Origin of the sequence: Herminiimonas sp. NPDC097707, from assembly GCF_044761395.1 — a bacterium.
Lineage (GTDB): Bacteria > Pseudomonadota > Gammaproteobacteria > Burkholderiales > Burkholderiaceae_D > Oxalicibacterium.
Genome location: NZ_JBIWCI010000001.1, coordinates 1,811,618 through 1,836,815, shown reverse-complemented (window position 1 = coordinate 1,836,815; position 25,198 = coordinate 1,811,618). Strand labels below are relative to the sequence as shown.

The following is a 25,198-nucleotide window of genomic DNA, read 5'->3' as shown; positions in this document are numbered from 1 at the left end:
TCCCTTACTTCGACTTGGCTTGTTCTGCGGTCTTGGCTGCAGGGGCGGATGTGGCTGGATTGGCTGCGGGAGCAGTCGCATCGGCTGGTGCAGCTTTTTTCCATTGCACCGGCTTGACCGTTGCACCTGGCTTGATTTTTTGCAGACCCTCAACGATGACTTGATCGCCGTCTTTCAAGCCATCGCTGATGACCCATGAGTCGCCGCTGGCCGCGCCGGTTATGACGGGACGGGAAACAACCTTGTTCTCTGCGCTGACCACCATGACGGCAGCGCCATCCGGTGTGCGGCTGATTGCTTGTTGCGGTACGGTGATGGCGTTTTCATTGATGGCTTGTTCAACGCGCGCACGGACGTACATGCCAGGCAATAATTGACGATCCGGATTCGGGAACTCTGCACGCAAGGTGATTGCGCCCGAGCTTGCATCCACGGTCAGATCGGAAAACAGCAATTTCCCCGACTGTGCATATTCCTGGCCATCTTCGGTGATCAGCGTCACCTTGACTTGTCCCTTGCCAGCGCTTTTCAGCTTGCCATCTGCCAGTGCACGCTGCAGTTGCAGGATCTCGGTGCTGGACTGTGTCATGTTGACGTAGATCGGATCGATCTGTTGTACAGTCGCCAGCGGTGTCGCTTCGTTCTGTCCGACCAATGCGCCTTCCGTTACTTGCGCACGGCCGATGCGGCCGGAGATGGGCGAAGTCACGGTGGCGTACCCGAGCGACAGCTTCGCGGTAGCGCGCGCTGCCTTGGCGGCGGCCAGATCTGCCGCAGCGGTTTTCTGCGCGGCGGTCACATCGTCAAATTCCTGTTTGCTGATGGCATTGGTTTCGACCAGCGGTTTGTAGCGATTGGCTTTCAATTCAGCCTGCAGCAGCGTTGCTTCCGCTCTGGCGACAGCTGCGTCGGCGCTGTTATAAGCGGCCTCGAATTGTGCCGGATCGATCAGGAAGAGCGTGGCGCCAGCCTTGATGTCGCTGCCTTCGCGGAAGGTGCGTTTCAACACGACGCCGGGAACGCGGGCGCGAATTTCAGCAATGCGGGTCGATTCCAGGCGCCCCGGCAATTCGTTCGTGATTCCCAGTGCTGATGACTTGATGGTGACTACTGATACTTCGGTTGGCGGCGGTGCGGCTGCCGGGGCGTCGGATTTACCGCAACCGGCGACTGCGAATAATATGAAGAGGCTAGCGCCAAGGCTGGTCAGACGGGGAAGTGAACTCATAAGCATCTCGCACGGTTGGTAGTTTATGCCGCCAGACATCGGCAGACTGAAGATCGGTATGACGCAACATATAAAAACAACATCAGTTTTCAGCGATGATCCACTAAAACTGTTTTTGCTGCTTTGCGGTAAGTGGGATATTATTATACATACATGCTTGTATGTATGTATGGGTGAAAAGCAATTTTTATTGCAATATTTGATCATATAAAAAGAAAATATGTCAGGGAGTTCAGGAATTTTATGGCGCGATGTACGAAGGAAGAAGCACTGGAAACCCGCAGTCGCATCATCGATGCGGCGGAGGAGGTGTTTCACGCGCGCGGTCTGGCTCAATCCTCATTGAGCGATGTTGCACTGGCAGCAGATGTGACGCGCGGTGCCATTTACTGGCACTTCAAGAACAAGGGCGATTTGTTTGATGCGATGTGCGAACGCGTGCGTTTGCCACTGGAGGCGCTGGCGGCCACGCCGTTTGAACAGTATGCGCATGATCCTTTGGCGCATCTGCGCAATACCTGGGTCGCGTTCATGAAAAACGTTGTCAACGATACGCGCTCACGCAAAGTGCTGGACATTATTTTTCTGAGGTCGGAACTTGTCGATCGTGATGATCCGATCTGGGTGCGCCAGCAACATTGCTATGAAAAAGGTTTGGATAATATGGAGCGCATCCTGAAGGAAGCGGTCGCACTCGATCAGCTGCCGAAAGATCTGGATACGCGCTTGGCGGCGATCAGCCTGCACAGCCATGTGATCGGTCTTTTGATGAACTGGCTGTTTTCACCCGGCAGTTTTGCATTGGCGGAAGTTGCGCCAGCCGTGATTGACGGTTGCCTGGAAAGTCTTGCTTGCGCTACGTCCCTGCGTTTGAAAACCTAGTGCGGCGTATCTGCAGCCTCTTTACGGTTGTGTCAGCAAGGTATTGATTTGCACCAAATCCTGTTCCTGCAAGGTGCCGGCCGCCGATTTCAGGCGCAGGCTGTTCATCAGCGTGTCGTAACGCGCTTTCGCCAGATCGCGTTGCGTTACATATAACTGTTGCTGTGCATTCAGCACATCGATGTTGATGCGTACGCCGACCTGATATCCCAGACGATTTGATTCCAGCGCTGACAGGCTGGATATTTCAGCAGCTTCCAGGGCCTTGACCTGCGCCAATCCGCTGTTGACTCCAAGATAGGCTTGCCGTGCATTTTGTGCTGCGGCACGGCGCGCCGTTTCCAGATCGGAGCGTGCCTTGTCTTCCAGCGCGATGGATTGTCGTACGCGGCTGGTCACTGCAAAACCGCTGAACAGGGGAATCGACCATTGCACGCCAACTGAATTGGTCGGGCCGGTGCCGCTGTTCAAGCCTTGTACGGTAGTGTTGCGCTGGTTCGAGTCGCTGCGGCTGGCGACCAGATCGACAGTCGGATAATGGCCGGCGCGATTGCGCGTAATGTCGCGTTTGGCGATTTCCAGCGCCAGCTGCTTGCTGGCCACATCGAAATTCTGTTGTTCCGCACTGCTCACCCACGGTTCCATCTGCGCCGGTTGCGGCTTTTGCAGTGCTACGCCGGTGCGCAGTGGCGTCAATTCTGCGGCTGGCTTGCCGATAATCTGCTGCAAGACTGCGCGTTTGATATCCAGATCGCTTTGCGCGGCAAATTCCTGCGCAGTGGCCAGATCGTAGCGGGCCTGCGCTTCATGCGTGTCGGTGATGGTAGCAGTGCCGACTTCAAAATTGCGTTTGGCCGATGCCAGCTGTTCGCTGATGGCGGTTTTCTGCGCCTGCAAGGATGCCAGCATATCTTGCGCCGCCAGGACATCGAAGTATGCTTGCGCCACGCGCAGGATCAAGTCCTGCTGCACGATGGCGAATGCGGCTTCGCTTGCAGCGACCGATAGTTTGCTTTGTTCATACGTTTGCCAGGCCGCAACATCCAGCAAGGGTTGCGACAGCGACAGCGTATATCCGTGCGATCTGGTGTTGGCCGTATCATCGCGGCTGACACGTTGATACGATCCGCTCAAACCAATCAAAGGCAGAAGATTGGCGCGCCCTTGCACCGAAGCTTCCTGGCCGGCGCTCAGATTGGCGCGCGCACTGGCATAGACGGAATCCCTGACCAATGCATCCTGATAAACCTGCAGCAGATCGGCTGCATGGACTTGTAGCGAGAAAACTGCACCGGCGATCAGCGTGACGAGCGTGGCATTGCGCATTGCATTTCCGGTGAGGTAGTCGAGCGCCTGAATAATAAAATGGTGCTACGTTTAATAGGTTGGCATTGCTGGATCGACTTGCTGCGCCCATGCATGGACGCCGCCGGTCAGATTCGTCACGTGTGTATAGCCCTGGCTTTCCAGAAAATGCGCCACCCGCATGCTGCGCGCACCGTGATGGCAGATGCAGACGATAGCCGCATCCATGTCCAGCTGCGCCAGCTGATCCGGGATCGTGTTCATGGGGATGGAAATCGCACCCTCTATCTTGCAGGTCTGGTATTCCCACGGTTCGCGTACATCCAGCAGGACGCGCGCCTTGCCGGAGCCGTCAGCGAGCAATGCTGCCAGTTCCGGCGCGGTGATGTGCTGCATCGCGATTCCTAGAACTTGAACTGCGATGGAACGACTGCATTGCGCAGTGGCTTCACTACTGTTTCAAACAGATTGACGGTGTTGTAGCTGATGTCCGATACGCGCGTGATGAGTTGCGCGGTCATGGCAGGCGCATCGCCGACAATCGCGAACAGGCGGCCACCGACCTTGATTTGCGCCAGCAAGGCTTCCGGTACTACCGGCAGCGAACCCGAGACCACGATTACATCATAAGTCGTGTTGGCGGCGGTATAGCCTTGTGCGCCGTCGGCTTCGACCACATCGACATTGCTGACGCCGCAATCGGCCAGATTTTGTTGCGCCAGCGCTTTCAGTTCCGGATCGATTTCCAGCGTGGTGACGTGACGTGCCTTGTAGGCCAGCAGCGCAGCCAGATAACCTGAGCCGGCACCGATTTCCAGCACGTTTTCATGTTTCTTGAGCGCCAGTTCCTGCATGATGCGTGCTTCCAGCTTGGGCGTCATCATATGTTCGCCGTGCGGCAGCGGGATTTCGCTGTCGGCAAATGCCAGCGCACGATACGCCAGCGGCACGAATGCCTCACGCTTGACGATCACCAGCAATTCGAGGACGTCCTGATCCAGCACATCCCAAGGGCGAATTTGCTGTTCTATCATCAGGAAACGGGCTTTTTCAATGTTCATTTTGTCGGCTCTAGGTAACTAAATAAGAAAACGGGCATTTTAGCAAATGATCGCGTGTGCGCTACGCAACACCGCCCGTCTCAACGAATCGAGTCGGCTAAGCGTTCCAGGGAAGGGTGCTGTTACGACAAGGCGGTGTGTTGCGGCAGGCAAGGGAATCAACTTGCCAAGGCTTCCGTAATGTAAGCGTCCGCCCGCGTAGCGTCAAGCCTCGTGCCGACACGATCACTGTAAAATCGCGTCTTCTACACACTTGCGGCACCGACTTGATGGTTTTTTTGAACGAATTGCCGAATGACTAACTTGAACTGCCGCCCCGATTGCGGCGCCTGTTGCACCGCGCCGTCGATTTCGTCGGCCATCCCCGGTATGCCGAACGGCAAACCGGCCGGGGTGCGCTGCGTGCAGCTGGCCGACGATTATCGCTGCCGGATTTTCGGCCAGCCGGAACGGCCTCTGGTGTGCAGCAGCTTGCGGCCGCAACAGGAAATGTGCGGTGCGACGCGTGAAGAAGCGATGATTTATCTGACGACGCTGGAACGATTGACGGCGGCGTAAGTCGGAACAAAGCGGTTGGGCATACGGCAGGCTTCCGTTGCGGCAATACTGGTTGCGTCGAGCAAAATCGGCACAGCCGCATGCGCTCTCGTGGTAACCTTTGACCCCGCTGCGAACGCTGGCTGAGGCATGCGCCGCATGACTGTCGCATGGATAGATCGAACACGTTGTAGCCCGTACGGCGTCATAACCGGCGGGTTTTTTATTACCAACTTCATTTCCTTACTTTTTACATCGTACATTTCCATGGATACAATTCTCGCGCTCAAAGTCATCATCATGGGCATCGTCGAAGGCTTGACGGAATTTCTGCCCATTTCATCGACTGGACACTTGATACTTGCCGGCAGCCTGCTGGAATTCACCGGCCCCAAGGTCAAGGTGTTTGAAATCGCGATCCAGACCGGCGCCATGCTGGCCGTGGTGTGGGAATACCGCGTGAAGATTGCCGCCGTGCTGGGTGGTTTGTTTACCGAACGCCGTGCACAGAAATTCGCCGTGAATATTGTCGTGGCATTTTTGCCGGCAGCACTGCTGGGGCTGGTATTTGCCGGCGCGATCAAGGAAAAACTGTTTGCCCCGGTTCCGGTGGCGATTGCCTTCATCGTCGGCGGTTTTGTCATCCTGTGGGTCGAGCACCGGAATAAAAACCGCGTGCATGCCGAGCGCGTGCAATCGATCGATGACATGACGCTGCTCGATGCCTTCAAGGTCGGCTGCGCGCAAGCCTTCGCGCTGATTCCCGGCACCAGCCGTTCCGGCGCCAGCATTATCGGCGGCATGATGTTCGGTCTGTCGCGCAAGGCGGCCACTGAATTTTCCTTCTTCCTGGCGATTCCGACACTGATGGGGGCGACCGTTTATTCGGTCTATAAAGACAGAGCCTTGCTGTCGATGGCCGATATTCCCCTGTTCGGCCTCGGCGGACTGGCAGCATTCGTTTCCGCCTTCCTGTGCGTACGTTGGTTGCTGCGTTACATCAGCACGCATGATTTCACCTTCTTTGCGTATTACCGCATCGGCTTCGGTTTGTTCATCTTGCTCAGTGCGCATTACGGCTGGGTTGTGTGGGCAGAATAAGCCGCGACGATGAATAACAGGCAGGATGATCTGGGCGCGCAGGCGCTGCACGTACTGGAGTCGGTATTCGGTTACTCGTCGTTTCGCGGCGAGCAGGCCGAGATTGTCGATCTCGTTACACGCGGCGGCGATGCGCTGGTGCTGATGCCGACCGGCGGCGGCAAGTCGCTGTGCTATCAGATACCTTCCCTTCTGCGCGATGGCGTCGGCGTCGTGATTTCGCCGCTGATCGCCCTGATGCAGGATCAGGTTGATGCGCTGGCTGAGGTCGGCGTACGCGCGGCATTCCTGAATTCCACCCAGACCTTTGAAGAGTCGTCGCGTATCGAACGCCGCTTGCGCAGCGGCGATCTCGATCTGGTGTATGTCGCGCCCGAACGCCTGATGACACCGCGTTGCCTCGACATGCTGGAAGCGTCGAAGATTGCGCTGTTCGCAATTGATGAAGCGCATTGCGTATCGCAATGGGGGCATGATTTCCGTCCCGAATATATACGGCTGTCGATTCTGCACGAGCGATTTCCGAACGTCCCGCGCATCGCGCTGACGGCGACCGCCGATCATCAGACGCGTGAAGAAATTGCCCACAGGCTGCAGCTCGACAATGCGCGCATGTTCGTGTCGTCTTTCGACCGGCCGAACATACGCTATCAAATTGTAGAGAAGGCCAACGGCCGCAAGCAGGTGCTGGATTTCATCGAGAGCGAACATGCGGGCGATGCCGGCATCGTATATTGCCTGTCGCGCAAGAAAGTGGAAGAAACGGCAGAATTTTTGCGTGAAAACGGCATCAGTGCCTTGCCGTATCACGCCGGCATGGACTTCGCCACACGCAGCAAAAACCAGGCGCGCTTTCTGCGCGAAGAAAGCATCGTGATGGTTGCCACCATCGCCTTCGGCATGGGCATAGACAAGCCGGATGTGCGTTTCGTTGCACATCTGGATTTGCCGAAAAGCATAGAAGGCTATTACCAGGAAACCGGTCGCGCCGGCCGCGACGGCGCTGCAGCGAATGCCTGGATGGCTTACGGTTTGCAGGACGTGGTGCAGCAGCGCCGCATGATAGACGAATCGGAAGCCGACGAAACCTTCAAGCGCGTGCAGGGCGTCAAGCTCGACGCCATGCTGGGCTTGTGCGAAACCCTGTATTGCCGGCGCCAGCGCCTGCTGACTTACTTCGGCCAGTCGTCGGCACCGTGCGGAAATTGCGATACCTGCTTGAATCCGCCGCGTTCTTTCGATGCGACCGTTGCGGTACAAAAGCTGCTGTCAACGATATACCGTGTCGATCAGCGCTTCGGTGCGATGCATGTGCTGGACGTCTTGCGCGGAGTGGATTCGGACAAGGTGAAGCAATGGCAGCACGACCAGGTTTCCACTTTCGGCATAGGCTCCGACCGCAGCGAGGCGGAATGGCGGGCTATTTTGCGCCAGTCGATTGCGCTCGGTCTGGTGGCGGTTGATCATGAAGCGTACAGCGCCTTGAAGCTGACCGATGCTGCACGTCCGGTATTGAAGGGCGGCGAGAAGGTGCAGTTGCGCGAATATCAGAAACCCGTCAAATCCCGGCGTACAAGCAGCAAACCCAAGGGTTTTATCGAAACCGATCTGTCGACAGAAGAGCAGGCGATCTTCGAAAAATTGCGCTGGTGGCGCATGGAAACGGCACGCACGCACAATGTGCCGGCCTATGTCATCTTCAACGATGCGACCATGCGTGAAATTGCCAAGACACAGCCGGCTACTTTGGCCGATCTGCGCGGCGTCAGCGGCGTCGGTGAAAAGAAACTGGAAAGCTACGGCGCGGATATCGTGGCCTTGATTGCAGCGATGTAGTTCAGCCGCCGTGTTTTTCTGAATGGAGAAACATGCCGGCGCATAAAAAAGAGACGCACATGTGCGTCTCTTTTTATTGTTGCAGTTTTGCAGAGCCTCAGTCGCGAATTTCCAATGCACGATTAAGACTAAGTGCTGCCAGCGATCCGACGGCGCCGGACAGCAGGTACAGGCTGACATAGCCCAATCCGAAATGTGCGGACAGGCCCAGCGCGACCAGCGGTGCGAAGCCGGCGCCGACCAGCCAGGCCAGATCGGATGTCAGAGCGGCACCGGTATAGCGATACTTGGCAGGGAAATTCGCGCTCACCGCACCAGCGGCCTGGCCGTAAGACAAGCCGAGCAGAATGAAGCCGACGATGATGAAGAGGTTTTCACCGAAGATGCCGCCATTCATCAGCATCGGCACGAAGGCGCTGAAAATACCTATCAGTACGGCCAGTACGGCCAGCGTGGTGCGGCGACCGACGCGATCGGCAATCAGGCCGGAGGCGATGATGCTGCACATCGCCAGACCGGCGCCTATCATCTGGATTTCGAGGAACTGGCTGACCGAACGGTCCGAGTACAGCACGATCCACGACAAGGGGAATACCGTCACCAGATGGAACAGGGCGTAGCTGGCGAGTGCGGCGAGTGCACCGATGATCAGGTTGCGGCCTTGCGAACGTGTTATCTCGACCACATTGGCCGGTTCCAGTTCGCGTTCATCCAGCAGGCGCGAATATTCCGGGGTCGATACCAGACGCAGGCGGGCGAACAGGGCCACCACGTTGATCGCGAAGGCAACGAAGAATGGATAACGCCAGCCCCATTCGAAGAAATCCTGCGGCGACAGCGTATACAACATATAGGCAAACAGGCCGGCGGCGAGGATAAAGCCTATCGGTGCGCCCAGTTGGCCCAGCATCGCATACCAGCCGCGCTTGTTCTGCGGTGCGTTCAGCGCCAGCAGCGACGGCAGGCCGTCCCACGATCCGCCGATCGCCACACCCTGGCCGCAGCGCAGCAGCGCCAGCAGGACGATGGCGGTGGTGCCGAGTTGCGCATGGGATGGCAGAAAGGCAATGCCGGCGGTCGAACCGCCGAGCAGGAACAGCGCCAGCGTCAGTTTCGCTTCGCGGCTGAAGCGGCGCTGGATTTCCATGAAGATCACGGTGCCCAGCGGCCTGGCGATGAAGGCGAATGAAAAAATGGTGAATGCGTACAGCGTGCCTTCGAGTTTTGAGGCAAAAGGGAAGAACACGGTGGGAAAGACCAGCACCGAAGCGATGGCGTAGACAAAGAAGTCGAAGTATTCGGAAGCGCGGCCGATGACGACGCCGATGGCGATTTCACCTGGATCGATATGTCCGTCGCGGGCGTTGATATTGCGCGGGCCGTTACCGATTGAGTGCGGCGATTCCTCTGCAGGCGCCGTTTGATCATAATGTGTTGAGATAGACATGATTAGCGGCACTCCTATCGGTTAAATATTTCATTATTTGAAGCAGTACACGTTTGTTTATTGGTATTTCTTGCGCTAGGACAAAACGTCCTATCTGCATATGTGCACATTACCAGTAAACTAACAGGTTGTTCATCTTACCTATTCCACGCATGAATTCCTTGATTTCTCGTCGCGGGTTACTCCTTCGCAGTTTGCTTCTGTTGCCGCTGCTTCTTCTGGGCGGATGCGATTGGGTGTTGCTCAACCCTTCCGGTGACATCGCCGCGCAGCAGGGACAGCTCATTATAGTTTCAGTGCTGCTGATGCTGCTCGTCATCGTGCCGGTGATCATCCTTACGCTTATCTTTGCATGGCGTTACCGGAAAAACAATACCTCTGCCAAATATGAGCCCGATTGGGATCATTCCACCAAGCTGGAACTGATCATCTGGGGCGGTCCGCTGCTGATCATCATTGTGCTCGGTTTGATCACATGGGTCAGTACACACAAGCTGGACCCGTACCGCCCGCTGGATAGGCTGGATGCAAATCGTCCCATCTCTGCTGCTGCCGAGCCGCTGACGATCGAAGTCGTCGCGCTGGACTGGAAGTGGTTGTTTATCTATCCAGAGCAGGGCATCGCCACCGTGAATGAACTGGCGACGCCTATCGATGTGCCGGTACGCTTCAAGCTCACCTCATCGACGGTCATGAACTCCTTCTACATTCCCGAGCTGGCCGGCCAGATCTACACGATGGCCGGCATGGAGACGCAATTGAACGCGGTCATCAACAAGCCGGTTGAGTCGGAAGGTTTCTCTGCCAACTACAGCGGCGCCGGTTTCTCGCACATGCGTTTCAAATATCACGGCATGGATGTTGATGATTTCAATCGCTGGGTGAAGAAAGTCAAGACAGAGGGCGGCAAGCTGGATCGCACCGCCTACCTGGAACTGGAAAAACCGAGCGAGCGCGAACCTGTGACTTATTACAAAACAGTCTCTTCCGATTTGTATGGCGCGATCCTGAATCGTTGCGTCGAAGCAGGCAGCGTCTGTATGGATCAGATGATGCGGGACGATGCGCATCGCGCCAAGACCGCACCGCGCAAAGGCGCGAAAGTAGAAGCAGTAACCGACGCGAAGCAAGAATCGCATAACGAGGCGGCAGACCATACTGCTGCGCACAGCGAAACCGCCAAGGTTGCGGCCAAGCATTCTCATTCCCATAAAGACTAAACGATGCAAGACCATACTGATCTGACGAAGCTTATCTTCGGCCGGCTGAGCTGGGACGCTATCCCGTTCCACGAGCCAATTCTTTTGATAACTTTTGCGATGGTGCTTCTGGGCGGCGTTGCGATGGTTGGTGCTCTGACGTATTACCGCGTCTGGGGCACCTTGTGGCGCGACTGGATTACCAGTATCGATCACAAGAAAATCGGGATCATGTACATGATTCTCGGACTGGTGATGTTGCTGCGCGGCTTCGCCGATGCATTGATGATGCGCGCTCAGCAGGCGATGGCCTTCGGCGACAACGCCGGCTTCCTGCCACCGCATCACTACGATCAAATCTTCACCGCGCACGGCGTGATCATGATTTTCTTCGTGGCGATGCCGCTGGTGACCGGTCTGATGAACTACGTGGTGCCGTTGCAAATCGGTGCGCGCGACGTGGCGTTTCCATTTCTGAATAACTTCAGTTTCTGGATGACGAGTTTCGGCGCCGGGCTGGTCATGGTGTCACTGTTTGTCGGCGAATTTGCCAAAACCGGCTGGCTGGCATATCCGCCGCTGTCGGGCATCCTGGCGAGCCCGGATGTGGGGGTTGATTACTACATTTGGGCGCTGCAAGTTGCCGGGGTTGGGACCACGCTGTCCGGTATCAACCTGATCGCGACCATCGTCAAGATGCGCGCGCCTGGCATGGACATGATGAAGATGCCGGTGTTCACCTGGACGGCCTTGTGCACCAACGTACTGATCGTTGCATCCTTCCCGGTGCTGACTGCTGTGCTGGCAATGCTGTCTCTGGACCGCATGGTAGACACCCATTTTTTCACCAATGATGGCGGCGGCAATGCCATGATGTACGTGAACCTGATCTGGATCTGGGGTCACCCTGAAGTGTATATTCTGATTCTGCCATTGTTCGGCGTGTTCTCGGAAGTGGTGTCGACGTTCTCGGCCAAGCGCATCTTCGGTTATACCTCGATGGTGTACGCGACTGTCGTTATTACGATCCTGTCCTATATGGTGTGGTTGCATCACTTCTTCACGATGGGCTCGGGGGCGAGTGTCAACTCGTTCTTCGGTATCACGACGATGATCATTTCGATTCCGACCGGCGCCAAGGTATTCAACTGGTTGTTCACGATGTACAAGGGCCGCATCACGTTCGAGCTGCCGATGATGTGGACTATCGGTTTCATGATTACCTTCGTGCTTGGTGGCATGACAGGTGTGATGCTGGCGGTGCCGCCAGCCGACTTTGTCCTGCATAACAGCCTGTTCCTGATCGCTCACTTCCATAACGTGATTATTGGTGGCGTCGTGTTCGGTGTGTTCGCCGCGATCAACTACTGGTTCCCGAAAGCATTCGGCTACAAGCTCGACGTGTTCTGGGGTAAATGCTCGTTCTGGTTCTGGCTCGTCGGTTTCTGGATGGCTTTCATGCCGCTGTACATACTGGGCATGATGGGCGTAACACGCCGCATGAGCCACTTCACTGATCCATCGTTGCAAATCTGGTTCCAGATTGCAGCCGTCGGTGCGGTGCTGATTGCGCTGGGCATAGCCTCGATGCTGATCCAGTTCTATGTCAGCTTCAAGCGTCGTCATGAATTGCGCGATGTGACGGGTGATCCATGGAATGGTCGTACGCTGGAGTGGTCGACTTCGTCGCCACCGCCGGACTACAATTTCGCGTTCACGCCGAAAGTGTATGACACCGATAGCTGGAGCGACATGAAGAAAAACGGTTACCAGCGTCCGCTGCAAGGCTTTACCGAGATTCACATGCCGAAAAATACCGGCGCAGGCTTTATCATCTCGGCCTTGAGTGGAGTGTTAGGCTTTTGCTTGATCTGGCAAATGTGGCTGCTGGCTGGTATCAGCTTTGCAGCAGTGATAGCCGCGATCATCATCCACACCTTTAACTACAAACGCGATTACTACATTCCTGCGGACGAAGTTGCCCGCACCGAAAATGCTCGCACCAAACTGTTGGAAAGCCATGTCTGAGATCACTGCCACTTCTGCCGATATCAGCGCGATGAGTAACGCTGACGCAAGCACGCGTTATTACGTCAAGGAACATCATCCGGAATCCAGCACTTCGCTTGGTTTCTGGATTTACCTGATGAGCGATTGTCTGATTTTCGCCTGCCTGTTTGCGACCTATGCCGTGCTGGGTCGCAGCTATGCCGGCGGTCCGACCGGTGCCGAATTGTTCGACTTGCCGCTGGTGGCGATGAACACCGCTTTCCTGCTGGTGTCGTCGATTACCTATGGCGTCGCCATGCTGGAAGCGTATCGCAATCGCGTACGCAGCACCCTGATCTGGCTCGCCATTACCGGTTTGCTCGGTGCCGGATTCCTGGCGCTGGAATTGTATGAATTCAACCATCTGATCCATGAAGGTGCAGGCCCGCAAACTAGCGCCTTCCTGACGTCTTTCTTTGCATTGGTCGGTACCCACGGTTTGCACGTTACCTTCGGTATCATCTGGCTGATCGTATTGATGTTCCAGGTCGGCAAATTCGGCTTGAATGTTGAAAACAAGCGTCGCCTGATGTGTCTGTCCATGTTCTGGCATTTCCTGGACGTGATCTGGATCGGCGTCTTCACCTTTGTCTATCTGATGGGAGTACTGCCATGAGCGATCATCACGCAACAACAGCGCACGGCGCAGATCATGATCATCACGATGAGCATGCTCACGGCAGCCTGAAAAGCTATGCGATCGGTTTTGTACTGTCGGTCATCCTGACGGCAATTCCGTTCTGGCTGGTCATGAACAATGTGCTGACGAGTTCCGGCACCACCGGTATTGTCATTCTCGGTTTTGCCGCCGTGCAGATTGTCGTGCACATGATTTATTTCCTGCACATGAATACCAAGTCTGAAGGTGGCTGGTCGATGCTGGCGCTGATCTTTACCGTGGTGATTGTGGGGATTGTGCTGGCCGGTTCGCTCTGGGTCATGTATCACATGAATAACAACATGATGCCGGGCATGCACGAGCACGGGCATGACATGCATCGTGCCGTGCAGCAGTCAAAATAAGTCATGCCATGACAGATGTCACGGAGCAGGGCAGCAGCATCGGTTCGCACTCCGAACCGGTCGCTGGTCCCCCTCGCTCCGGCTCCCGACTGATCTGGCTGCTTGTCATCGCCAGTCTGCTGTTCACTCTTTTTGCCGCACTGGGCACCTGGCAACTCTACCGTCTGCAATGGAAGCTGGCGCTGATTGAACGTGTCGAGCAGCGCGTGCATGCCGCTCCTGTTGATGCACCACAGCGCGAGCGCTGGTCACAAGTCACCGCGACAAGCGACGAATACCGTCATGTACGTGTGAGCGGTGTTTTTTTGCATGAGCATGCGGTCAAGGTTATGGCCGTGACCGAGCTTGGTAGCGGTTTCTGGTTGTTGACCCCGCTGCAAACTGCCGACGGCAGCATCGTGCTGGTCAATCGCGGCTTCATTCCTTCTCTTTCCTACGTTGAACCCAAGCCTCCTGCGACCGAAACTGTGGTCAGCGGGTTGTTACGCATCAGCGAACCGGGCGGTGGCTTTTTACGCGAGAACGATGCCGCCGGTGGGCGCTGGTATTCGCGTGATGTGACAGCGATCGCAGCGGCACAGCGCCTTTCCAATGTAGCGCCTTATTTTATCGATCAGGATGCGCGCCCGCAGAGCAGGGAAGCATCGCCGGCAGATCATGCCGCCGTGCCGCCGGTAGGCGGATTGACGGTGATTTCGTTCAACAACAATCATTTAGTCTATGCTCTCACCTGGTACGTACTCGCCTTGATGGTGCTGGCGGCGTGCTGGTGGGTGCTGCGTGACGAACGTCGCCGCCCGAACTGACAGTCTGGAGCGGGAAAGAAACATGCTGGGAAAAAACGGAATGGCCGTGTCGGGTGTGGCCATGAACAAGCTGCCGCCATCGGCTGCGCGCGCCGAGCATTCGGCAGGACGCAAGAACATGCTGCTGCTGATCCAGTTGCGCTGGATCGCGGTCATTGGCCAGATCACGACGATCGCCATTGTTACCCTGGGATTCGGCATCCAGCTGCAATTGCCTTACATGCTGGAAGTGCTGGCCTGTCTGATTGCCTTCAATATCGCCAGCCATCTGCGCTGGCATGAACGCAGCACGGTCAGCAACAAGGAATTGTTTTTTGCCTTGCTGGTGGATGTGGCCAGCCTCACCCTGCAACTGTACTTCAGCGGCGGCGTCACCAATCCGTTTGCCTTCGTCTACCTGCTGCAGGTGATCCTGAGCGCGGTATTGCTGGAGGCATGGTCAACCTGGATTATCGTGGCCCTTACCAGCGCCTGTCTGGCCGGTTTGGCGGCGCATGCGAATCCGCTGATTCTGCCGCACGATCACAGCCTGCGATTTTTCAGTCTTTATGTGCAAGGCATCCTGATCTGCTTCGTGCTGAACGCCGTGTTGCTGACCGTATTCATCACACGTATCAGACGCAATTTTCACGCCGGCGATGTGGAACTGGCGGCTTTGCGGCAGCGTGCTGCAGAAGAAGAACATATTGTGCGCATGGGCCTGCTGGCGTCCGGGGCGGCGCATGAACTTGGCACGCCGCTGGCAACGGTGTCTGTCATTCTGGGCGACTGGCGGCGCATGCCTGTCGTCGCTGCAAACGCCGACCTGCAGCAGGACATTGCCGAAATGGAAGCGCAACTGCAGCGCTGCAAGAGCATCGTCAGCGGCATCCTGTTGTCTGCGGGCGAAGCGCGCGGCGAGTCATCGGCGCAAACCACGATTGTTACCTTTCTCGACGACCTCGCTGCTGCCTGGCGCGCCAGCCGGCCGATCGCCATCTTTCTCTACGAAAATCGCATCGAACATGATCTCGCCGTGGTGTTCGACTCCACCCTGAAGCAGACGATTTTCAATTTGCTCGACAATGCGCTGGAAGCGTCGCCGCAATGGCTGCGTCTGACGGCGAGCGGCAACGAAGATACACTGATCATAGAAGTAAGCGACGCCGGCCCGGGTTTTCTGCCGGAAATTCTGGCAAATTTGGGCACGCCGTATCAGTCGACCAAGAATCGTGTCGGTGGCGGCCTTGGCTTGTTTCTGGTGATGAATGTTGCACGCACACTGGGTGGTACGGTTACTGCGCGCAACCGCGAGGAAGGCGGCGCGGTCGTGCAGCTTTCGCTGCCGCTGGCTGCGATCATGTTTGAAGAAGAGGAACGGGATGTCGGTTGAACGTACGCTGCTGATTATTGAAGACGACGGCGCGTTTGCCCGTACGCTCGGACGTTCATTCGAGCGCAGGGATTACCGCGTGCTGCTGGCTTCCAGCCAGGATGAAGCAGCTGCCTTGTTGCAGCAGGAGAAACCGGCTTATGCTGTCGTCGACCTTAAACTGAACGGCCACACGTCGGGACTGGCCTGTGTGCAAATGCTGCACAAGCATGATCCCGCCATGCAGATCGTGGTGCTGACCGGCTTTGCCAGTCTTAATACGGCGGTGGAAGCCATCAAGCTCGGTGCCTGCCAGTATCTGGCCAAACCGTCCAACACCGATGATATTGAAGCTGCTTTCAGTCATGTGGCCGGCAACGTCGATGTGGAGCTGGGCAATCGTTCGACGTCGATCAAGACGCTGGAGTGGGAGCGTATCCACGCAGTGCTGGCGGAAAGCGATTTCAATATTTCCGAAGCAGCGCGTCGTCTCGGCATGCATCGCCGTACGCTGGCGCGCAAGCTGGAGAAGCAGCGCGTCAAATAAGCAGGATGATGCCGGGACCGGTAAAAAATGCGTTGCAGTTCAAACAAGCGGCACAGCGATGCCGCTTATTTTTTTTCGAATACTAGATCCCACACGCCGTGCCCGAGCTTGATGCCGCGATTTTCGAATTTCGTGACCGGGCGGTAATCAGGGCGCGGCGCATATGCATCCGCAGTGTTGCGCAAGCTTGGTTCGGCACTCAACACTTCCAGCATCTGTTCCGCATATTCCTGCCAGTCGGTTGCGCAATGCAGATAGCCGCCGGTCTTGATACGTGACGAAAGCAGTTGCACCAGCGGCGGCTGGATCAGGCGGCGCTTGTTGTGACGTGCCTTGTGCCAGGGGTCGGGGAAGAACACGTGCACGCCGGCCAGCGATGCCGGTGCAATCATATTGGTCAATACTTCAAATGCGTCATGCTGGATGATGCGCAGATTCGTCAACTCCCGTTCACCGATCTGCTTCAACAGGCTGCCTACGCCCGGCGTATGCACTTCCACACCGATGAAATTTTTCTCCGGCATGCTGGCGGCAATTTTTGCCGTGGTTTCGCCCATGCCGAAGCCGATTTCAAAAATGGTCGGTGCCGTGCGACTGAAGGCCTGATCGATATCCAGCGGCGCCTTGGCATAGGGGATGAAGAATTGCGGCCCCAGTTCCTCGATGGCGCGCGCTTGCGCGGTTGACAGGCGTCCCGCACGCGTGACGAAGCTGCGTATGCGGTGTTCGGTCGGATCGTAAAAAAGCGGCTTGTTTTGTCCGTCGTCGGATTTGGTATCGGTCATGCGAAGTGTTTGGTTAGTACTGCAGATTGAGAGCGGATTAAGTGCAAATTAGGCAAAAATGTCGCTGTTAAAAAAGTGTGAATCGAAGCGCGAATCGAAGCGCCTATCGGCCAGATGTCTGGAGTCTGGCTGGAGCGGGTAGAGGGGATCGAACCCTCGTCTAAAGCTTGGGAAGCTTTCGTTCTACCATTGAACTACACCCGCAGAAGCCGTCATTTTACGCGGGTTTGCACGAGATTAGCGAACTGCGGGCTATCCGCGTTATGGGTTGAACTACAGATCGCGTTTCAGACCTGCCAGGCGCCGTTGCTATATACAAGATCATCATCGAGATAGACGGCTTGCGTGACTGCAAAGACATCGACGTGGTATCTGGCGGTCGCCCGCTTGATGATGGCTTTGTTATAGACGCCGTGTTTGGCGCCCAGCGACAGATGGATGCCGCACATGCGCTCATAGGTGCCGATATCGCTGACGGTACGTTGCTGCGTAAAGGCACGGTTCATGCCGAAGCCGAGCTCGCGCAACCACACTTCGCCTTCATCGGCACGGATATTGGCGAGCACCTGGTCGAACTCAGGCGTCGAATCGATTACATCGGTGACGCGGCCTTTGGTGATGACCAGGGTGATGGGTTTTTCTGGCTGATTGACTTGAAATGCGGTGTCGCCAAAAACAAAAATACGTACGCGCCCATTCACCGCCTCCAGATCCTGTGCTTCGGTAAACACTTCGCCGATCGGAAACTGGCCGCCCACATTGTTCATCTCGCTGTAATCGCCGATATTCAGTTTTGCGGATTCAAACGGAGAGTCAAACACCAGGCGTTCGCCGCCGCTGTCGACAACGCCAAAGCTGGCACGGTCGATACGTGCCTTCAATGCTCGGCCAACGCCGCGATAGTAGGCCGAGTCATAGGCCAGGGATTCAATGTAATACAGTGCTTGTGATCCTGTCATGCGCGATAAATGCGGATGCTCTATTACCTTGAGCGAACGCTTGAAAAGTTCTATCCGTATCCGAAAAGCTTCAAGGCGAAAATTTGTCGATTGAATCAGCACCACCAGATCATTTGCAGCCAGCTCGGCAAAGGCGGCGAGTACGGCATCTGCAGATATCGTATCGAAATCGATGAAGGTCGCCGTCGGCAGACAACGTTTATACGCTTCAGTCAGTGCAAGTGCGAGTTCGCAGCGGGTATCGAATACGATGATTGCCGCGTGCGGCGCCTTGTATTCGATGGCCAGTGCAAGAACGTCGCGAAGATGGTTTTCTGCTGCAACTATGGCGTCTTCATTGATTGAGTCGAGAATGAGTGCTGCGGGTATTTCTTGCGGTATGAGGGAAGTCATCAAGTTCTGGTATTGAGAAGTAGCATCTGCCACGGTACAAGACGAAGTCTTCACGATCGGACAGTGCGCTACTGAACCAGCATTTTAAACGATGATGGAGATGGAACCGCCCGTATGGAAATCAGCGAGGCATCGTTTCTTGTTCCAGGGGCGAAATGGGAGTGGCCAATGCAGCACGTCGTTCGATCTCGTCCACCATGCCCAGAAACTGTTCCGAAATATTCTTGCGCATCAGATCGGTAGCAAGAAAACCCGGTACAGCCACACCTGGCTCTATCGTCCCCGTCCAGCGCAAGGCGTAGAGATCATCCGCTATCTTTTCGATTTCATAGTGACCTTCCAGCCGTTTGAGATTGCCTTTCAGCAGACGAACCTGAATGGCGGAAGAAGGATGTTCAGTCACCTCCACCGTAACGTCTATCGGAAAATGAAAGAACCATAGACGTGCGTAACCTGATTGTTCGATAACAGCGACCTTGCCTTGCCGTTCGATCAGCCGGCTTTTTTTCATGCCGGGGATAAATTGCGCCAAGTGGTCATAATCAGTCAGGGTATTCCATATCAGAGCGAGCGGTGCCTTGACCGTGGTGCGTACGCTGACTTGTACGGCAGTACCGTATTGCGTGGCTTCAACTGAAAATTGGTTTCTTGCATTGGTTTCGTTTGCCGCATGCGCATAGTTTGCTGTGCCCATATGCGCCAGCACAAGGATGGATAACATCCAGGCTGCGACAAGATGCGATTTACCATCCGTCATATATTCGTCTTTGGCTAAAGGAAGGCGGAAAGGTAAAAAATGCATGCGGTTATATTACGCCAAGGTATAAAGGATGGCGGGCGCAAGTTGTAGCAGTGCGCATCGATGTTGAAGAGAGCGTTGTTGCGTAGAAAAAGTGTTGAATGGAAAGAAAATGAAACGAAGCAAATTTCAACAGACTTATACAGCTGGCTTGCTCGCTTTATGCGTAACTTTGCTTGTCTCATGCGCACCGGAGACGCGCTTGCAGCAGCCTGAAAAAGGCACCGAGCCTGTTGCTGCCTTTACTGAAAGTGATTACCTGCAGGCGGAAGCACAGGGCAAAAAAATATTCCGCGTCAATGCGCAGCAATCCCTGCTGGTGCTTGAGGTGCGCCGTGCCGGTGCATTTGCGCGATTCGGCCACGATCACGTGGTGGCCAGTCATGATGTAACTGGCTTCGTGTCGCCAGTGGATGGCAGAGCCGACTTGTCTGTCCCGCTAGAAAAACTCGTGATTGATGAAGCTGCTTTACGCGTTGAGGCTGGATTGTCGACGCAACCCACTCAGGAGGATATAGAGGGTACGCGGCGTAATATGCTCAACAAGGTTCTGGACGTGGCGCAGTTTCCACTTGCGTTGATTCATATTGAGCGCAAGAGTGCAGAGAGTGCGCTGGCTGTAACGATTAAATTACATGGCATTAGCCGCTCGTTTGAGGTTCCGGTCGAGATGCAGGCAACAGCTGAGGGTTTGCTTGTCAGCGGAAAAATGCACTTTAAGCAATCCGATTTCGGCATCGTGCCGTTTTCGATCTTGAATGGCGCGATCCAGGTGCAGGACAGGCTGGACTTGCGCTTTCGTATTGTCGCCGGCAAGTTTTAGAAACTATCTTAGTCGCTGTTGGCTATGCAATTTCTGCCGCGCTGCTTGGCTTGATACAAACGCTTGTCGACTTCTTCGATGAATCTGATGGGATCATCTTTATCAGTCGGGATGATGGTGCCAACGCCGAGGCTGACAGTAATCATCGGAATCACCTCTGATTTTTCATGCGGAATTTTTTCCTTGCAGATCAATGTGCGGCATCGCTCGGCAATATTGATCGCATTCAGCTCATCGGTTTCCGGCAACACCAGTATGAATTCTTCACCGCCAAAACGGGCAAAAAAATCACGTGATCGTCGGGTTGCTGAACTCAAAATATTCGCTACACGTTTCAGGCAATCGTCGCCCTGAATATGGCCGTAGTGGTCGTTGTATTGTTTGAAGTAATCGATATCCAGCATGATGACGGAAAGCGGCTGATGATTGAGTTTGGCATTGGCCCATTCGGCGGCCATGATGGAATCGAACATGCGCCGGTTGGCTACGCCAGTCAATCCATCCTTGAAGGATAGTGTCTCCAGCTCTTTTTGCAGATCGATGAGTTTGGCTTCGGTTTTCTTGCGCTCGCTGATATCGAACATGAAGCCGATCAGCGCTTCGACCTCGCCATCGGCATTGCGCATGACGTGCACCACATCACGTATCCATACATAGTTGCCGTCCTTGGTGAGGGCGCGATAATCTGCTTCATGATCGGTGCCGTCTTTGGATTGGGCCACGCAAAAATTAACGACCCATGCACGGTCTTCCGGATGCATTCTGTCCGCCCAATCCTGCGCGCTCACCCAGCTCGATGAGGACCAGCCGAGCAGTGCTTCTATCTGCGGGCCGATGTAAGCGAAGGTCATGCTTTTCCAGTCGATCTTCCAGGGAATCGCCTTGGTGGATTCGAGCAGGGTTTTGTAGACGGCGTGGTCTATGCGTGCAGTATCAGTCATGGCGGTGCTTTTGCGCTGTGGTCGGAAACCGTGAGCAAGATGTTTGCCCGGTGCTTGATGGCAACTTTAGCATGTGCTGATCCGGGCTGGCACATAAAAAAACGCCCGTGCACCATCAAGGCGGTACGGGCGTTATGGCAGCCGGTGAACGGCCTGCCGTTAAAAGAAGATTATTTGGCCGTCGATGCTTTCACATCAGCGTGTGCTTCGGCTTTCTTTTCAGTGGTATTGGCGTGAGCCTTGGCTTTTTTATGGTCAGCTTTGGCATGTGCTTTTGCTTTGGAAGCATCTGCTTTTGCATCGGTCTTGGCTGCTGCAGCATCTGCTTTGGCATCAACTTTGGCTTCCGATTTTTCAGCTTTTGAGACGGACTTCTCTGCCTTGACTTCCGCTTTTACGGTAGCAGGTGTGCTGGCTGGAGCAGGTGCTTGTGCAAAGGCGACGGAGGCAAACAGACCGGCAACCAGGGTAGCGATTAATTTGTTCATTGTTGTGCTCTCTCTCAAGTATTAAAGTGCGGATTGATCTTCATCCGTACATTCCTTAACGTCAGTTGTGAACTGTGGTTGACGATAAATGCAGTTGTTACACTTTGTTTCATCTGCGCCAATTTTCTTGAAACGCACTTTGTAATGTTTGTAAGGAAACTAATGGCAAACGATGGCATGCTTGCGTAATAAAGAAGGGGCGACTATTTCCATGCGCATTTTGATTGTTGAAGATGATGCAGTACTCGCAGCAGCCTTGACGCGTGCACTGACGCAGGCCGGCTATGCGGTCGATTATGCCGATAACGGTGAAGATGCCAATCGCGCCTTGAGCAATGATGCTTATGCGCTGGTGTTGCTGGATATTGCGCTGCCGAAGATGGATGGTCTTGCCGTGCTGCGACGTTTGCGCGAGCGCAAATCGCGCGTGCCGGTATTGATACTGACCGCGCGCGATACGCTGGACGATCGCGTGGCAGGGCTCGATCTGGGCGCCGACGATTACATGACCAAGCCGTTCGATCTGCCGGAGTTCGAGGCGCGTGTTCGTGCACTGATAAGGCGCGGACAGTTCGATGCCGGCAAGAGCCTGACGCATGGCGGATTGCGCTTCGATCTGGAAGCGCATCGCTTATTCCATAACGACGTGCCGGTGGAATTGTCGGTGCGCGAACTGGCAGTGTTTGAAGTATTGCTGTCGCGCCAGGGCCAGGTCGTGACCAAGGAACAGATGGTAGACAGGCTATTCGGCTGGGGCGACGATGGTGGCAGCAATGCAATCGAAGTATACGTACATCGTATGCGAAAAAAACTCGAACCCTACAACATCACGATCCGTACTGTGCGCGGCATGGGCTATCTGCTTGAAAAATCCGGTGAAAAAGAACGCTCGGAAATCTGAACGCAATCCGACTTTGCGCAGCAGATTGCTGCGTCTTGTGCTGGTTCCGCTTTCTCTGATCCTGCTGATCGATATTGTCGGCAGCTACTTTGTCGTGCGTCACGTTGCCAACGATGTGTATGACGTCGAATTGAATGAAATTGCACGCGAAATGCTGCTGCATGTCACGCACAACAAGGGCGAGATGGGATTCGATCTGGCACCGGAAGCCGAGCGTACGCTGCTGCTCGACAAGGAAGATCAGGTGTATTACGCGATACGCACGATGGACGGTAATCTGATCGCCGGCGATCCGACGCTGCCGGTGCAGACGGTTATCAAGAGCGGCAAGGACACGGCCTATTACGATGGCGTATTGCAGGGACAGTCGGTACGTGTCGCGCTGTTGCGCGGTCAGCCCTTGCTGCATCCGGCCACCGAGCTAGTCATGATTCAGGTGGCCGAAACGCAGGTCAAACGCGATCGTCACGAACGCGCCTTGTTGATCCAGCTGATCCTGCCGCAGGTGTTGCTGATCCTGATTGCCGGCATCCTGATCTGGCGCGGTGTGGCGCACGGTCTGGCGCCCTTGCGCAAATTGCAGCAGGAAGTCGGCATGCGCTCGCATCTGGATCTCAGTCCGATTGCCGCCGACAATGTGCCGGGAGAAGTGGAGCCGCTAGTCGGTGCAGTGAACGATCTGATGACGCGTGTCGATGCAGTGCTGGGCTTTCAGGGGCGCTTCATCGCCGATACTGCGCATCAATTGCGTACGCCGGTTGCGGGCCTGAAGGCGCATATCGAGCTGGCCCTGCGCGAGAACGATCTGACGCAGGTCAAACGTGCCCTGGGCCATCTGTATACGAGTGCCGAACGCTTGTCGCGACTGGTGTCGCAACTGCTTTCTCTGGCGCGCAACGAGCCGAATAATGTGGCAGTCAATTTTGCACCCTTCGATCTCAACCAGCTGGCGCTGCGTGCTGCGCAGGAATGGGTGCCGCTGGCTTACAAGAAACAGATCGATCTGGGATTCGATACGGCGGGACAGCCGGTGCTGTTGAATGGCGAAGCGGCGCGCGTCACCGAGATGATCAACAATCTGGTCGACAACGCCATTCGTTATACACCGCCCGGCGGTCGCGTCACTGTGCATGTACGGCAGGACGAGCATGCACATCTGATCGTCAGCGATGACGGTGCGCGCATTCCGGTGGAAGAACGCACGCGCATCTTCGAGCGTTTCCATCGTTTGCTGGGATCGCATGAAGAAGGCAGCGGCCTCGGGCTTGCCATCGTGCATGAGATCGCTACCCTGCACAATGCAAGCATCACGCTGGAAGACGATGTGGATGGCGTGGGCAATACGTTTACCGTTTCTTTCCCGGTGTCGCATGCGCCAGGCTGACGACGACCTGTAAGTATTTTGTAATACTGGTGAAAGCGAAATGTAATGTTCGCGAAAGTACAGCGTAAGCGCCGGTCTTTACTATGGAATGGTTTTCACCATAATCATAGAAGGAGACAGAAATGCTTGCGATATTAAGCGATTCAACCATGTGGGTGGCGCTGTTCCAGATCGTCATCATCAACATTCTTCTGAGCGGCGACAACGCCGTCATCATTGCACTGGCATGCCGCTCATTGCCGCCGAAAGAACAAAGAAACGCCTTCCTGATCGGCACCGTTGCCATCGTCATTCTGATGACCGCGTTGACGGCCTTTGCTTCCTACCTGATGACCATTCCATACGTGGAAGTGGCCGGTGCCATCCTGTTGCTCTGGATCGGTATCAAACTGCTGCTGCCTGAAGAAGAGAATGAAAATGTCAGCGCCAGCGACAACTTCTGGGGCGCGGTAAAAACCATCGTCATCGCCGACATCGTGATGAGTCTGGACAATGTGCTCGGCATGGCAGGCGCCGCCAACGGCCATATGGGCCTGCTGTTTGTCGGCATGGTCATTACCATTCCGCTGATCCTGTTCGGCAGCGCAATGCTGATGCGCTTGATGGAACGTTTTCCCATCATCGTTACGCTGGGTGCAGGTCTGCTTGGTTACGTGGCTGGCGAAATGGCCGTGGAAGATCCTGCACTCAAGGGTCTGATCGCCAACGCGCATTATCTGGAAATTGCCTTGCCTATTCTGGGGATATTGATTGTGGTCGGCATGGGGAAGCTGCTGAGTGCCAGACACACGCTTGCTGTGCCTACCGAAGGTTGATGCAGTGCAGACAAGCGATAGACCATTTCAGATAGCGTTACATCAAGGAGATAAATCATGAGCAAGCTTCTGGTACCAATCAATGACAGCAACGATATCGAATGCGCACTCAAACACGTCATAGAACGCCATCGTACCCAGCCCGGCACGCTGTTTCTATTGAATGTGCAAACCCCGATTTCAAAATTCATCACGCGCTTTGTGAGCCGCAAGCAGGTTGAAGAGTTCCATCAGGAAAACGGCATGCAGATATTGCAGCCGATGATAGATGGCCTGGACGCTGCCGGTGTACCGCATCAGGAGCGTGTTGTGGTTGGCCACAAGGCGGAAAGCATTGTGCAGTTTGCCCGTGAACATCATTGCGACCAGATCGTGGTACCCAAGCATAAAAGCGTTTTTGAAAATCTCGGCCTAGGCTCGGTTGGCAGCCAATTGCGACAGTTGATAGGCGCGGAAGGCATCTGCGATATCAGCGAGGTGTATTAGCGCAATATTCATCCTGTGTGTATCAGACTCAGTCCTCAAGCTGGGTCTCTTG

Annotated in this window: 26 protein-coding genes and 1 tRNA gene; 16 read left to right on the top strand and 11 right to left on the bottom strand. The window is 55.3% G+C overall.

Features of this window, described 5'->3' with window-relative positions; all coding sequences use genetic code 11:
• Nucleotides 1-4: 4 nt before the first annotated feature.
• Nucleotides 5-1,228 carry an efflux RND transporter periplasmic adaptor subunit gene (locus ACIQW9_RS08885; RefSeq protein ID WP_402335584.1) on the bottom strand — a complete coding sequence of 408 codons (1,224 nt, stop codon included), beginning with the start codon at nucleotides 1,226-1,228 and terminating at the stop codon, nucleotides 5-7.
• 243 nt (nucleotides 1,229-1,471) lie between these two features.
• On the opposite strand from ACIQW9_RS08885, the gene ACIQW9_RS08880 reads away from it, so the two are divergent.
• Nucleotides 1,472-2,110: a TetR family transcriptional regulator gene (locus ACIQW9_RS08880; RefSeq protein WP_402335581.1), complete on the top strand. Its 639-nt coding sequence runs from the start codon at nucleotides 1,472-1,474 to the stop codon at nucleotides 2,108-2,110.
• 21 nt (nucleotides 2,111-2,131) lie between these two features.
• On the opposite strand, the gene ACIQW9_RS08875 is transcribed toward ACIQW9_RS08880, so the two are convergent.
• The 3 genes from ACIQW9_RS08875 to ACIQW9_RS08865 are packed head-to-tail and all read right to left on the bottom strand — an operon-like array spanning nucleotide 2,132 to nucleotide 4,476.
• Nucleotides 2,132-3,436: a TolC family outer membrane protein gene (locus ACIQW9_RS08875; protein WP_402335578.1), complete on the bottom strand. Its 1,305-nt coding sequence runs from the start codon at nucleotides 3,434-3,436 to the stop codon at nucleotides 2,132-2,134.
• A 51-nt stretch (nucleotides 3,437-3,487) separates the two neighbouring features.
• Nucleotides 3,488-3,811, bottom strand: a complete 324-nt coding sequence (locus ACIQW9_RS08870; protein ID WP_402335576.1) for a rhodanese-like domain-containing protein — start codon at nucleotides 3,809-3,811, stop codon at nucleotides 3,488-3,490.
• A gap of 8 nt (nucleotides 3,812-3,819) precedes the next feature.
• Nucleotides 3,820-4,476 (bottom strand): protein-L-isoaspartate O-methyltransferase, encoded by a 657-nt coding sequence (locus tag ACIQW9_RS08865; RefSeq protein ID WP_402335573.1) that lies wholly within the window; start codon nucleotides 4,474-4,476, stop codon nucleotides 3,820-3,822.
• A 294-nt stretch (nucleotides 4,477-4,770) separates the two neighbouring features.
• Between ACIQW9_RS08865 and ACIQW9_RS08860 the strand changes: the two genes are divergently transcribed.
• The 3 genes from ACIQW9_RS08860 (at nucleotide 4,771) to recQ (ending at nucleotide 7,950) form a co-directional block, all read left to right on the top strand.
• Nucleotides 4,771-5,034 carry a YkgJ family cysteine cluster protein gene (locus ACIQW9_RS08860; protein ID WP_402335570.1) on the top strand — a complete coding sequence of 88 codons (264 nt, stop codon included), beginning with the start codon at nucleotides 4,771-4,773 and terminating at the stop codon, nucleotides 5,032-5,034.
• Between the two features lie 246 nt (nucleotides 5,035-5,280).
• Nucleotides 5,281-6,114 (top strand): undecaprenyl-diphosphate phosphatase, encoded by an 834-nt coding sequence (locus tag ACIQW9_RS08855; protein WP_402335568.1) that lies wholly within the window; start codon nucleotides 5,281-5,283, stop codon nucleotides 6,112-6,114.
• Nucleotides 6,115-6,123: 9 nt separating this feature from the next.
• Nucleotides 6,124-7,950, top strand: a complete 1,827-nt coding sequence (recQ, locus tag ACIQW9_RS08850) for a DNA helicase RecQ (protein WP_402335565.1) — start codon at nucleotides 6,124-6,126, stop codon at nucleotides 7,948-7,950.
• 97 nt (nucleotides 7,951-8,047) lie between these two features.
• Here recQ and ACIQW9_RS08845 read toward each other — a convergent pair whose 3' ends face one another.
• Entirely contained in the window at nucleotides 8,048-9,397 is a 1,350-nt protein-coding gene (locus ACIQW9_RS08845; protein ID WP_402335562.1) for an MFS transporter, read from the bottom strand.
• A gap of 152 nt (nucleotides 9,398-9,549) precedes the next feature.
• On the opposite strand from ACIQW9_RS08845, the gene cyoA reads away from it, so the two are divergent.
• From cyoA to ACIQW9_RS08810, 7 genes are read left to right on the top strand one after another with little or no spacing between them, the layout of a single operon-like run.
• Nucleotides 9,550-10,617 carry a ubiquinol oxidase subunit II gene (gene cyoA / locus ACIQW9_RS08840; RefSeq protein WP_402335559.1) on the top strand — a complete coding sequence of 356 codons (1,068 nt, stop codon included), beginning with the start codon at nucleotides 9,550-9,552 and terminating at the stop codon, nucleotides 10,615-10,617.
• A gap of 3 nt (nucleotides 10,618-10,620) precedes the next feature.
• Entirely contained in the window at nucleotides 10,621-12,624 is a 2,004-nt protein-coding gene (gene cyoB, locus ACIQW9_RS08835; RefSeq protein WP_402335556.1) for a cytochrome o ubiquinol oxidase subunit I, read from the top strand.
• Entirely contained in the window at nucleotides 12,617-13,261 is a 645-nt protein-coding gene (cyoC, locus tag ACIQW9_RS08830) for a cytochrome o ubiquinol oxidase subunit III (RefSeq protein ID WP_402335553.1), read from the top strand. The genes cyoB and cyoC overlap by 8 nt, the downstream gene beginning before the upstream one ends.
• Entirely contained in the window at nucleotides 13,258-13,668 is a 411-nt protein-coding gene (gene cyoD, locus ACIQW9_RS08825; RefSeq protein ID WP_402335550.1) for a cytochrome o ubiquinol oxidase subunit IV, read from the top strand. Before cyoC ends, cyoD begins: the two co-directional genes overlap by 4 nt.
• An 8-nt stretch (nucleotides 13,669-13,676) precedes the next feature.
• Nucleotides 13,677-14,474, top strand: coding sequence for an SURF1 family protein (locus tag ACIQW9_RS08820; protein WP_402335547.1), 798 nt, complete (start codon nucleotides 13,677-13,679; stop codon nucleotides 14,472-14,474).
• A 22-nt stretch (nucleotides 14,475-14,496) separates the two neighbouring features.
• On the top strand, nucleotides 14,497-15,846 hold the full coding sequence (locus ACIQW9_RS08815; protein ID WP_402335544.1) for an ATP-binding protein: 1,350 nt from the start codon (nucleotides 14,497-14,499) through the stop codon (nucleotides 15,844-15,846).
• Nucleotides 15,836-16,372 (top strand): response regulator transcription factor, encoded by a 537-nt coding sequence (locus ACIQW9_RS08810; RefSeq protein WP_402335541.1) that lies wholly within the window; start codon nucleotides 15,836-15,838, stop codon nucleotides 16,370-16,372. Before ACIQW9_RS08815 ends, ACIQW9_RS08810 begins: the two co-directional genes overlap by 11 nt.
• A 65-nt stretch (nucleotides 16,373-16,437) precedes the next feature.
• Here ACIQW9_RS08810 and trmB read toward each other — a convergent pair whose 3' ends face one another.
• From trmB to ACIQW9_RS08790, 4 genes are all read right to left on the bottom strand, one after another.
• A complete protein-coding gene (gene trmB, locus ACIQW9_RS08805) occupies nucleotides 16,438-17,157 on the bottom strand; it encodes a tRNA (guanosine(46)-N7)-methyltransferase TrmB (RefSeq protein WP_402335538.1) in 720 nt (239 codons plus the stop codon).
• Nucleotides 17,158-17,287: 130 nt separating this feature from the next.
• Nucleotides 17,288-17,361, bottom strand: a tRNA-Gly gene (locus ACIQW9_RS08800).
• A gap of 83 nt (nucleotides 17,362-17,444) precedes the next feature.
• Complete coding sequence (locus ACIQW9_RS08795) at nucleotides 17,445-18,509, bottom strand: hypothetical protein (RefSeq protein WP_402335536.1); 1,065 nt, start codon at nucleotides 18,507-18,509, stop codon at nucleotides 17,445-17,447.
• 121 nt (nucleotides 18,510-18,630) lie between these two features.
• Nucleotides 18,631-19,266, bottom strand: coding sequence for an SRPBCC family protein (locus tag ACIQW9_RS08790; RefSeq protein ID WP_402335534.1), 636 nt, complete (start codon nucleotides 19,264-19,266; stop codon nucleotides 18,631-18,633).
• A gap of 154 nt (nucleotides 19,267-19,420) precedes the next feature.
• On the opposite strand from ACIQW9_RS08790, the gene ACIQW9_RS08785 reads away from it, so the two are divergent.
• Entirely contained in the window at nucleotides 19,421-20,131 is a 711-nt protein-coding gene (locus ACIQW9_RS08785; RefSeq protein WP_402335531.1) for a YceI family protein, read from the top strand.
• Nucleotides 20,132-20,139: 8 nt separating this feature from the next.
• Here the strand turns inward: ACIQW9_RS08785 and ACIQW9_RS08780 are convergent, their stop codons facing one another.
• Complete coding sequence (locus tag ACIQW9_RS08780; RefSeq protein ID WP_402335528.1) at nucleotides 20,140-21,072, bottom strand: diguanylate cyclase; 933 nt, start codon at nucleotides 21,070-21,072, stop codon at nucleotides 20,140-20,142.
• Nucleotides 21,073-21,242: 170 nt separating this feature from the next.
• On the bottom strand, nucleotides 21,243-21,560 hold the full coding sequence (locus tag ACIQW9_RS08775; RefSeq protein WP_011872069.1) for a hypothetical protein: 318 nt from the start codon (nucleotides 21,558-21,560) through the stop codon (nucleotides 21,243-21,245).
• A 211-nt stretch (nucleotides 21,561-21,771) separates the two neighbouring features.
• On the opposite strand from ACIQW9_RS08775, the gene ACIQW9_RS08770 reads away from it, so the two are divergent.
• The 4 genes from ACIQW9_RS08770 (at nucleotide 21,772) to ACIQW9_RS08755 (ending at nucleotide 25,146) form a co-directional block, all read left to right on the top strand.
• On the top strand, nucleotides 21,772-22,461 hold the full coding sequence (locus tag ACIQW9_RS08770) for a response regulator (RefSeq protein ID WP_402335525.1): 690 nt from the start codon (nucleotides 21,772-21,774) through the stop codon (nucleotides 22,459-22,461).
• Nucleotides 22,436-23,845: a sensor histidine kinase gene (locus ACIQW9_RS08765; protein ID WP_402335522.1), complete on the top strand. Its 1,410-nt coding sequence runs from the start codon at nucleotides 22,436-22,438 to the stop codon at nucleotides 23,843-23,845. The genes ACIQW9_RS08770 and ACIQW9_RS08765 overlap by 26 nt, the downstream gene beginning before the upstream one ends.
• 122 nt (nucleotides 23,846-23,967) lie before the next feature.
• Nucleotides 23,968-24,660 (top strand): TerC family protein, encoded by a 693-nt coding sequence (locus ACIQW9_RS08760; protein ID WP_402335519.1) that lies wholly within the window; start codon nucleotides 23,968-23,970, stop codon nucleotides 24,658-24,660.
• 57 nt (nucleotides 24,661-24,717) lie between these two features.
• The gene (locus ACIQW9_RS08755; RefSeq protein ID WP_011872065.1) at nucleotides 24,718-25,146 is read left to right on the top strand and encodes a universal stress protein; all 429 of its coding nucleotides are present in this window, start codon (nucleotides 24,718-24,720) and stop codon (nucleotides 25,144-25,146) included.
• Nucleotides 25,147-25,198: the final 52 nt, after the last annotated feature.

Bases quoted from the DNA above. Each gene is read 5' to 3' on its own strand.
- ACIQW9_RS08885 (WP_402335584.1), bottom strand. From the start codon at position 1,228: ATGAGTTCACTTCCCCGTCTGACCAGCCTTGGCGCTAGCCTCTTCATA.
- ACIQW9_RS08880 (WP_402335581.1), top strand. From the start codon at position 1,472: ATGGCGCGATGTACGAAGGAAGAAGCACTGGAAACCCGCAGTCGCATC.
- ACIQW9_RS08875 (WP_402335578.1), bottom strand. From the start codon at position 3,436: ATGCGCAATGCCACGCTCGTCACGCTGATCGCCGGTGCAGTTTTCTCG.
- ACIQW9_RS08870 (WP_402335576.1), bottom strand. From the start codon at position 3,811: ATGCAGCACATCACCGCGCCGGAACTGGCAGCATTGCTCGCTGACGGC.
- ACIQW9_RS08865 (WP_402335573.1), bottom strand. From the start codon at position 4,476: ATGAACATTGAAAAAGCCCGTTTCCTGATGATAGAACAGCAAATTCGC.
- ACIQW9_RS08860 (WP_402335570.1), top strand. From the start codon at position 4,771: ATGACTAACTTGAACTGCCGCCCCGATTGCGGCGCCTGTTGCACCGCG.
- ACIQW9_RS08855 (WP_402335568.1), top strand. From the start codon at position 5,281: ATGGATACAATTCTCGCGCTCAAAGTCATCATCATGGGCATCGTCGAA.
- recQ (WP_402335565.1), top strand. From the start codon at position 6,124: ATGAATAACAGGCAGGATGATCTGGGCGCGCAGGCGCTGCACGTACTG.
- ACIQW9_RS08845 (WP_402335562.1), bottom strand. From the start codon at position 9,397: ATGTCTATCTCAACACATTATGATCAAACGGCGCCTGCAGAGGAATCG.
- cyoA (WP_402335559.1), top strand. From the start codon at position 9,550: ATGAATTCCTTGATTTCTCGTCGCGGGTTACTCCTTCGCAGTTTGCTT.
- cyoB (WP_402335556.1), top strand. From the start codon at position 10,621: ATGCAAGACCATACTGATCTGACGAAGCTTATCTTCGGCCGGCTGAGC.
- cyoC (WP_402335553.1), top strand. From the start codon at position 12,617: ATGTCTGAGATCACTGCCACTTCTGCCGATATCAGCGCGATGAGTAAC.
- cyoD (WP_402335550.1), top strand. From the start codon at position 13,258: ATGAGCGATCATCACGCAACAACAGCGCACGGCGCAGATCATGATCAT.
- ACIQW9_RS08820 (WP_402335547.1), top strand. From the start codon at position 13,677: ATGACAGATGTCACGGAGCAGGGCAGCAGCATCGGTTCGCACTCCGAA.
- ACIQW9_RS08815 (WP_402335544.1), top strand. From the start codon at position 14,497: ATGCTGGGAAAAAACGGAATGGCCGTGTCGGGTGTGGCCATGAACAAG.
- ACIQW9_RS08810 (WP_402335541.1), top strand. From the start codon at position 15,836: ATGTCGGTTGAACGTACGCTGCTGATTATTGAAGACGACGGCGCGTTT.
- trmB (WP_402335538.1), bottom strand. From the start codon at position 17,157: ATGACCGATACCAAATCCGACGACGGACAAAACAAGCCGCTTTTTTAC.
- ACIQW9_RS08795 (WP_402335536.1), bottom strand. From the start codon at position 18,509: ATGACTTCCCTCATACCGCAAGAAATACCCGCAGCACTCATTCTCGAC.
- ACIQW9_RS08790 (WP_402335534.1), bottom strand. From the start codon at position 19,266: ATGACGGATGGTAAATCGCATCTTGTCGCAGCCTGGATGTTATCCATC.
- ACIQW9_RS08785 (WP_402335531.1), top strand. From the start codon at position 19,421: ATGAAACGAAGCAAATTTCAACAGACTTATACAGCTGGCTTGCTCGCT.
- ACIQW9_RS08780 (WP_402335528.1), bottom strand. From the start codon at position 21,072: ATGACTGATACTGCACGCATAGACCACGCCGTCTACAAAACCCTGCTC.
- ACIQW9_RS08775 (WP_011872069.1), bottom strand. From the start codon at position 21,560: ATGAACAAATTAATCGCTACCCTGGTTGCCGGTCTGTTTGCCTCCGTC.
- ACIQW9_RS08770 (WP_402335525.1), top strand. From the start codon at position 21,772: ATGCGCATTTTGATTGTTGAAGATGATGCAGTACTCGCAGCAGCCTTG.
- ACIQW9_RS08760 (WP_402335519.1), top strand. From the start codon at position 23,968: ATGCTTGCGATATTAAGCGATTCAACCATGTGGGTGGCGCTGTTCCAG.
- ACIQW9_RS08755 (WP_011872065.1), top strand. From the start codon at position 24,718: ATGAGCAAGCTTCTGGTACCAATCAATGACAGCAACGATATCGAATGC.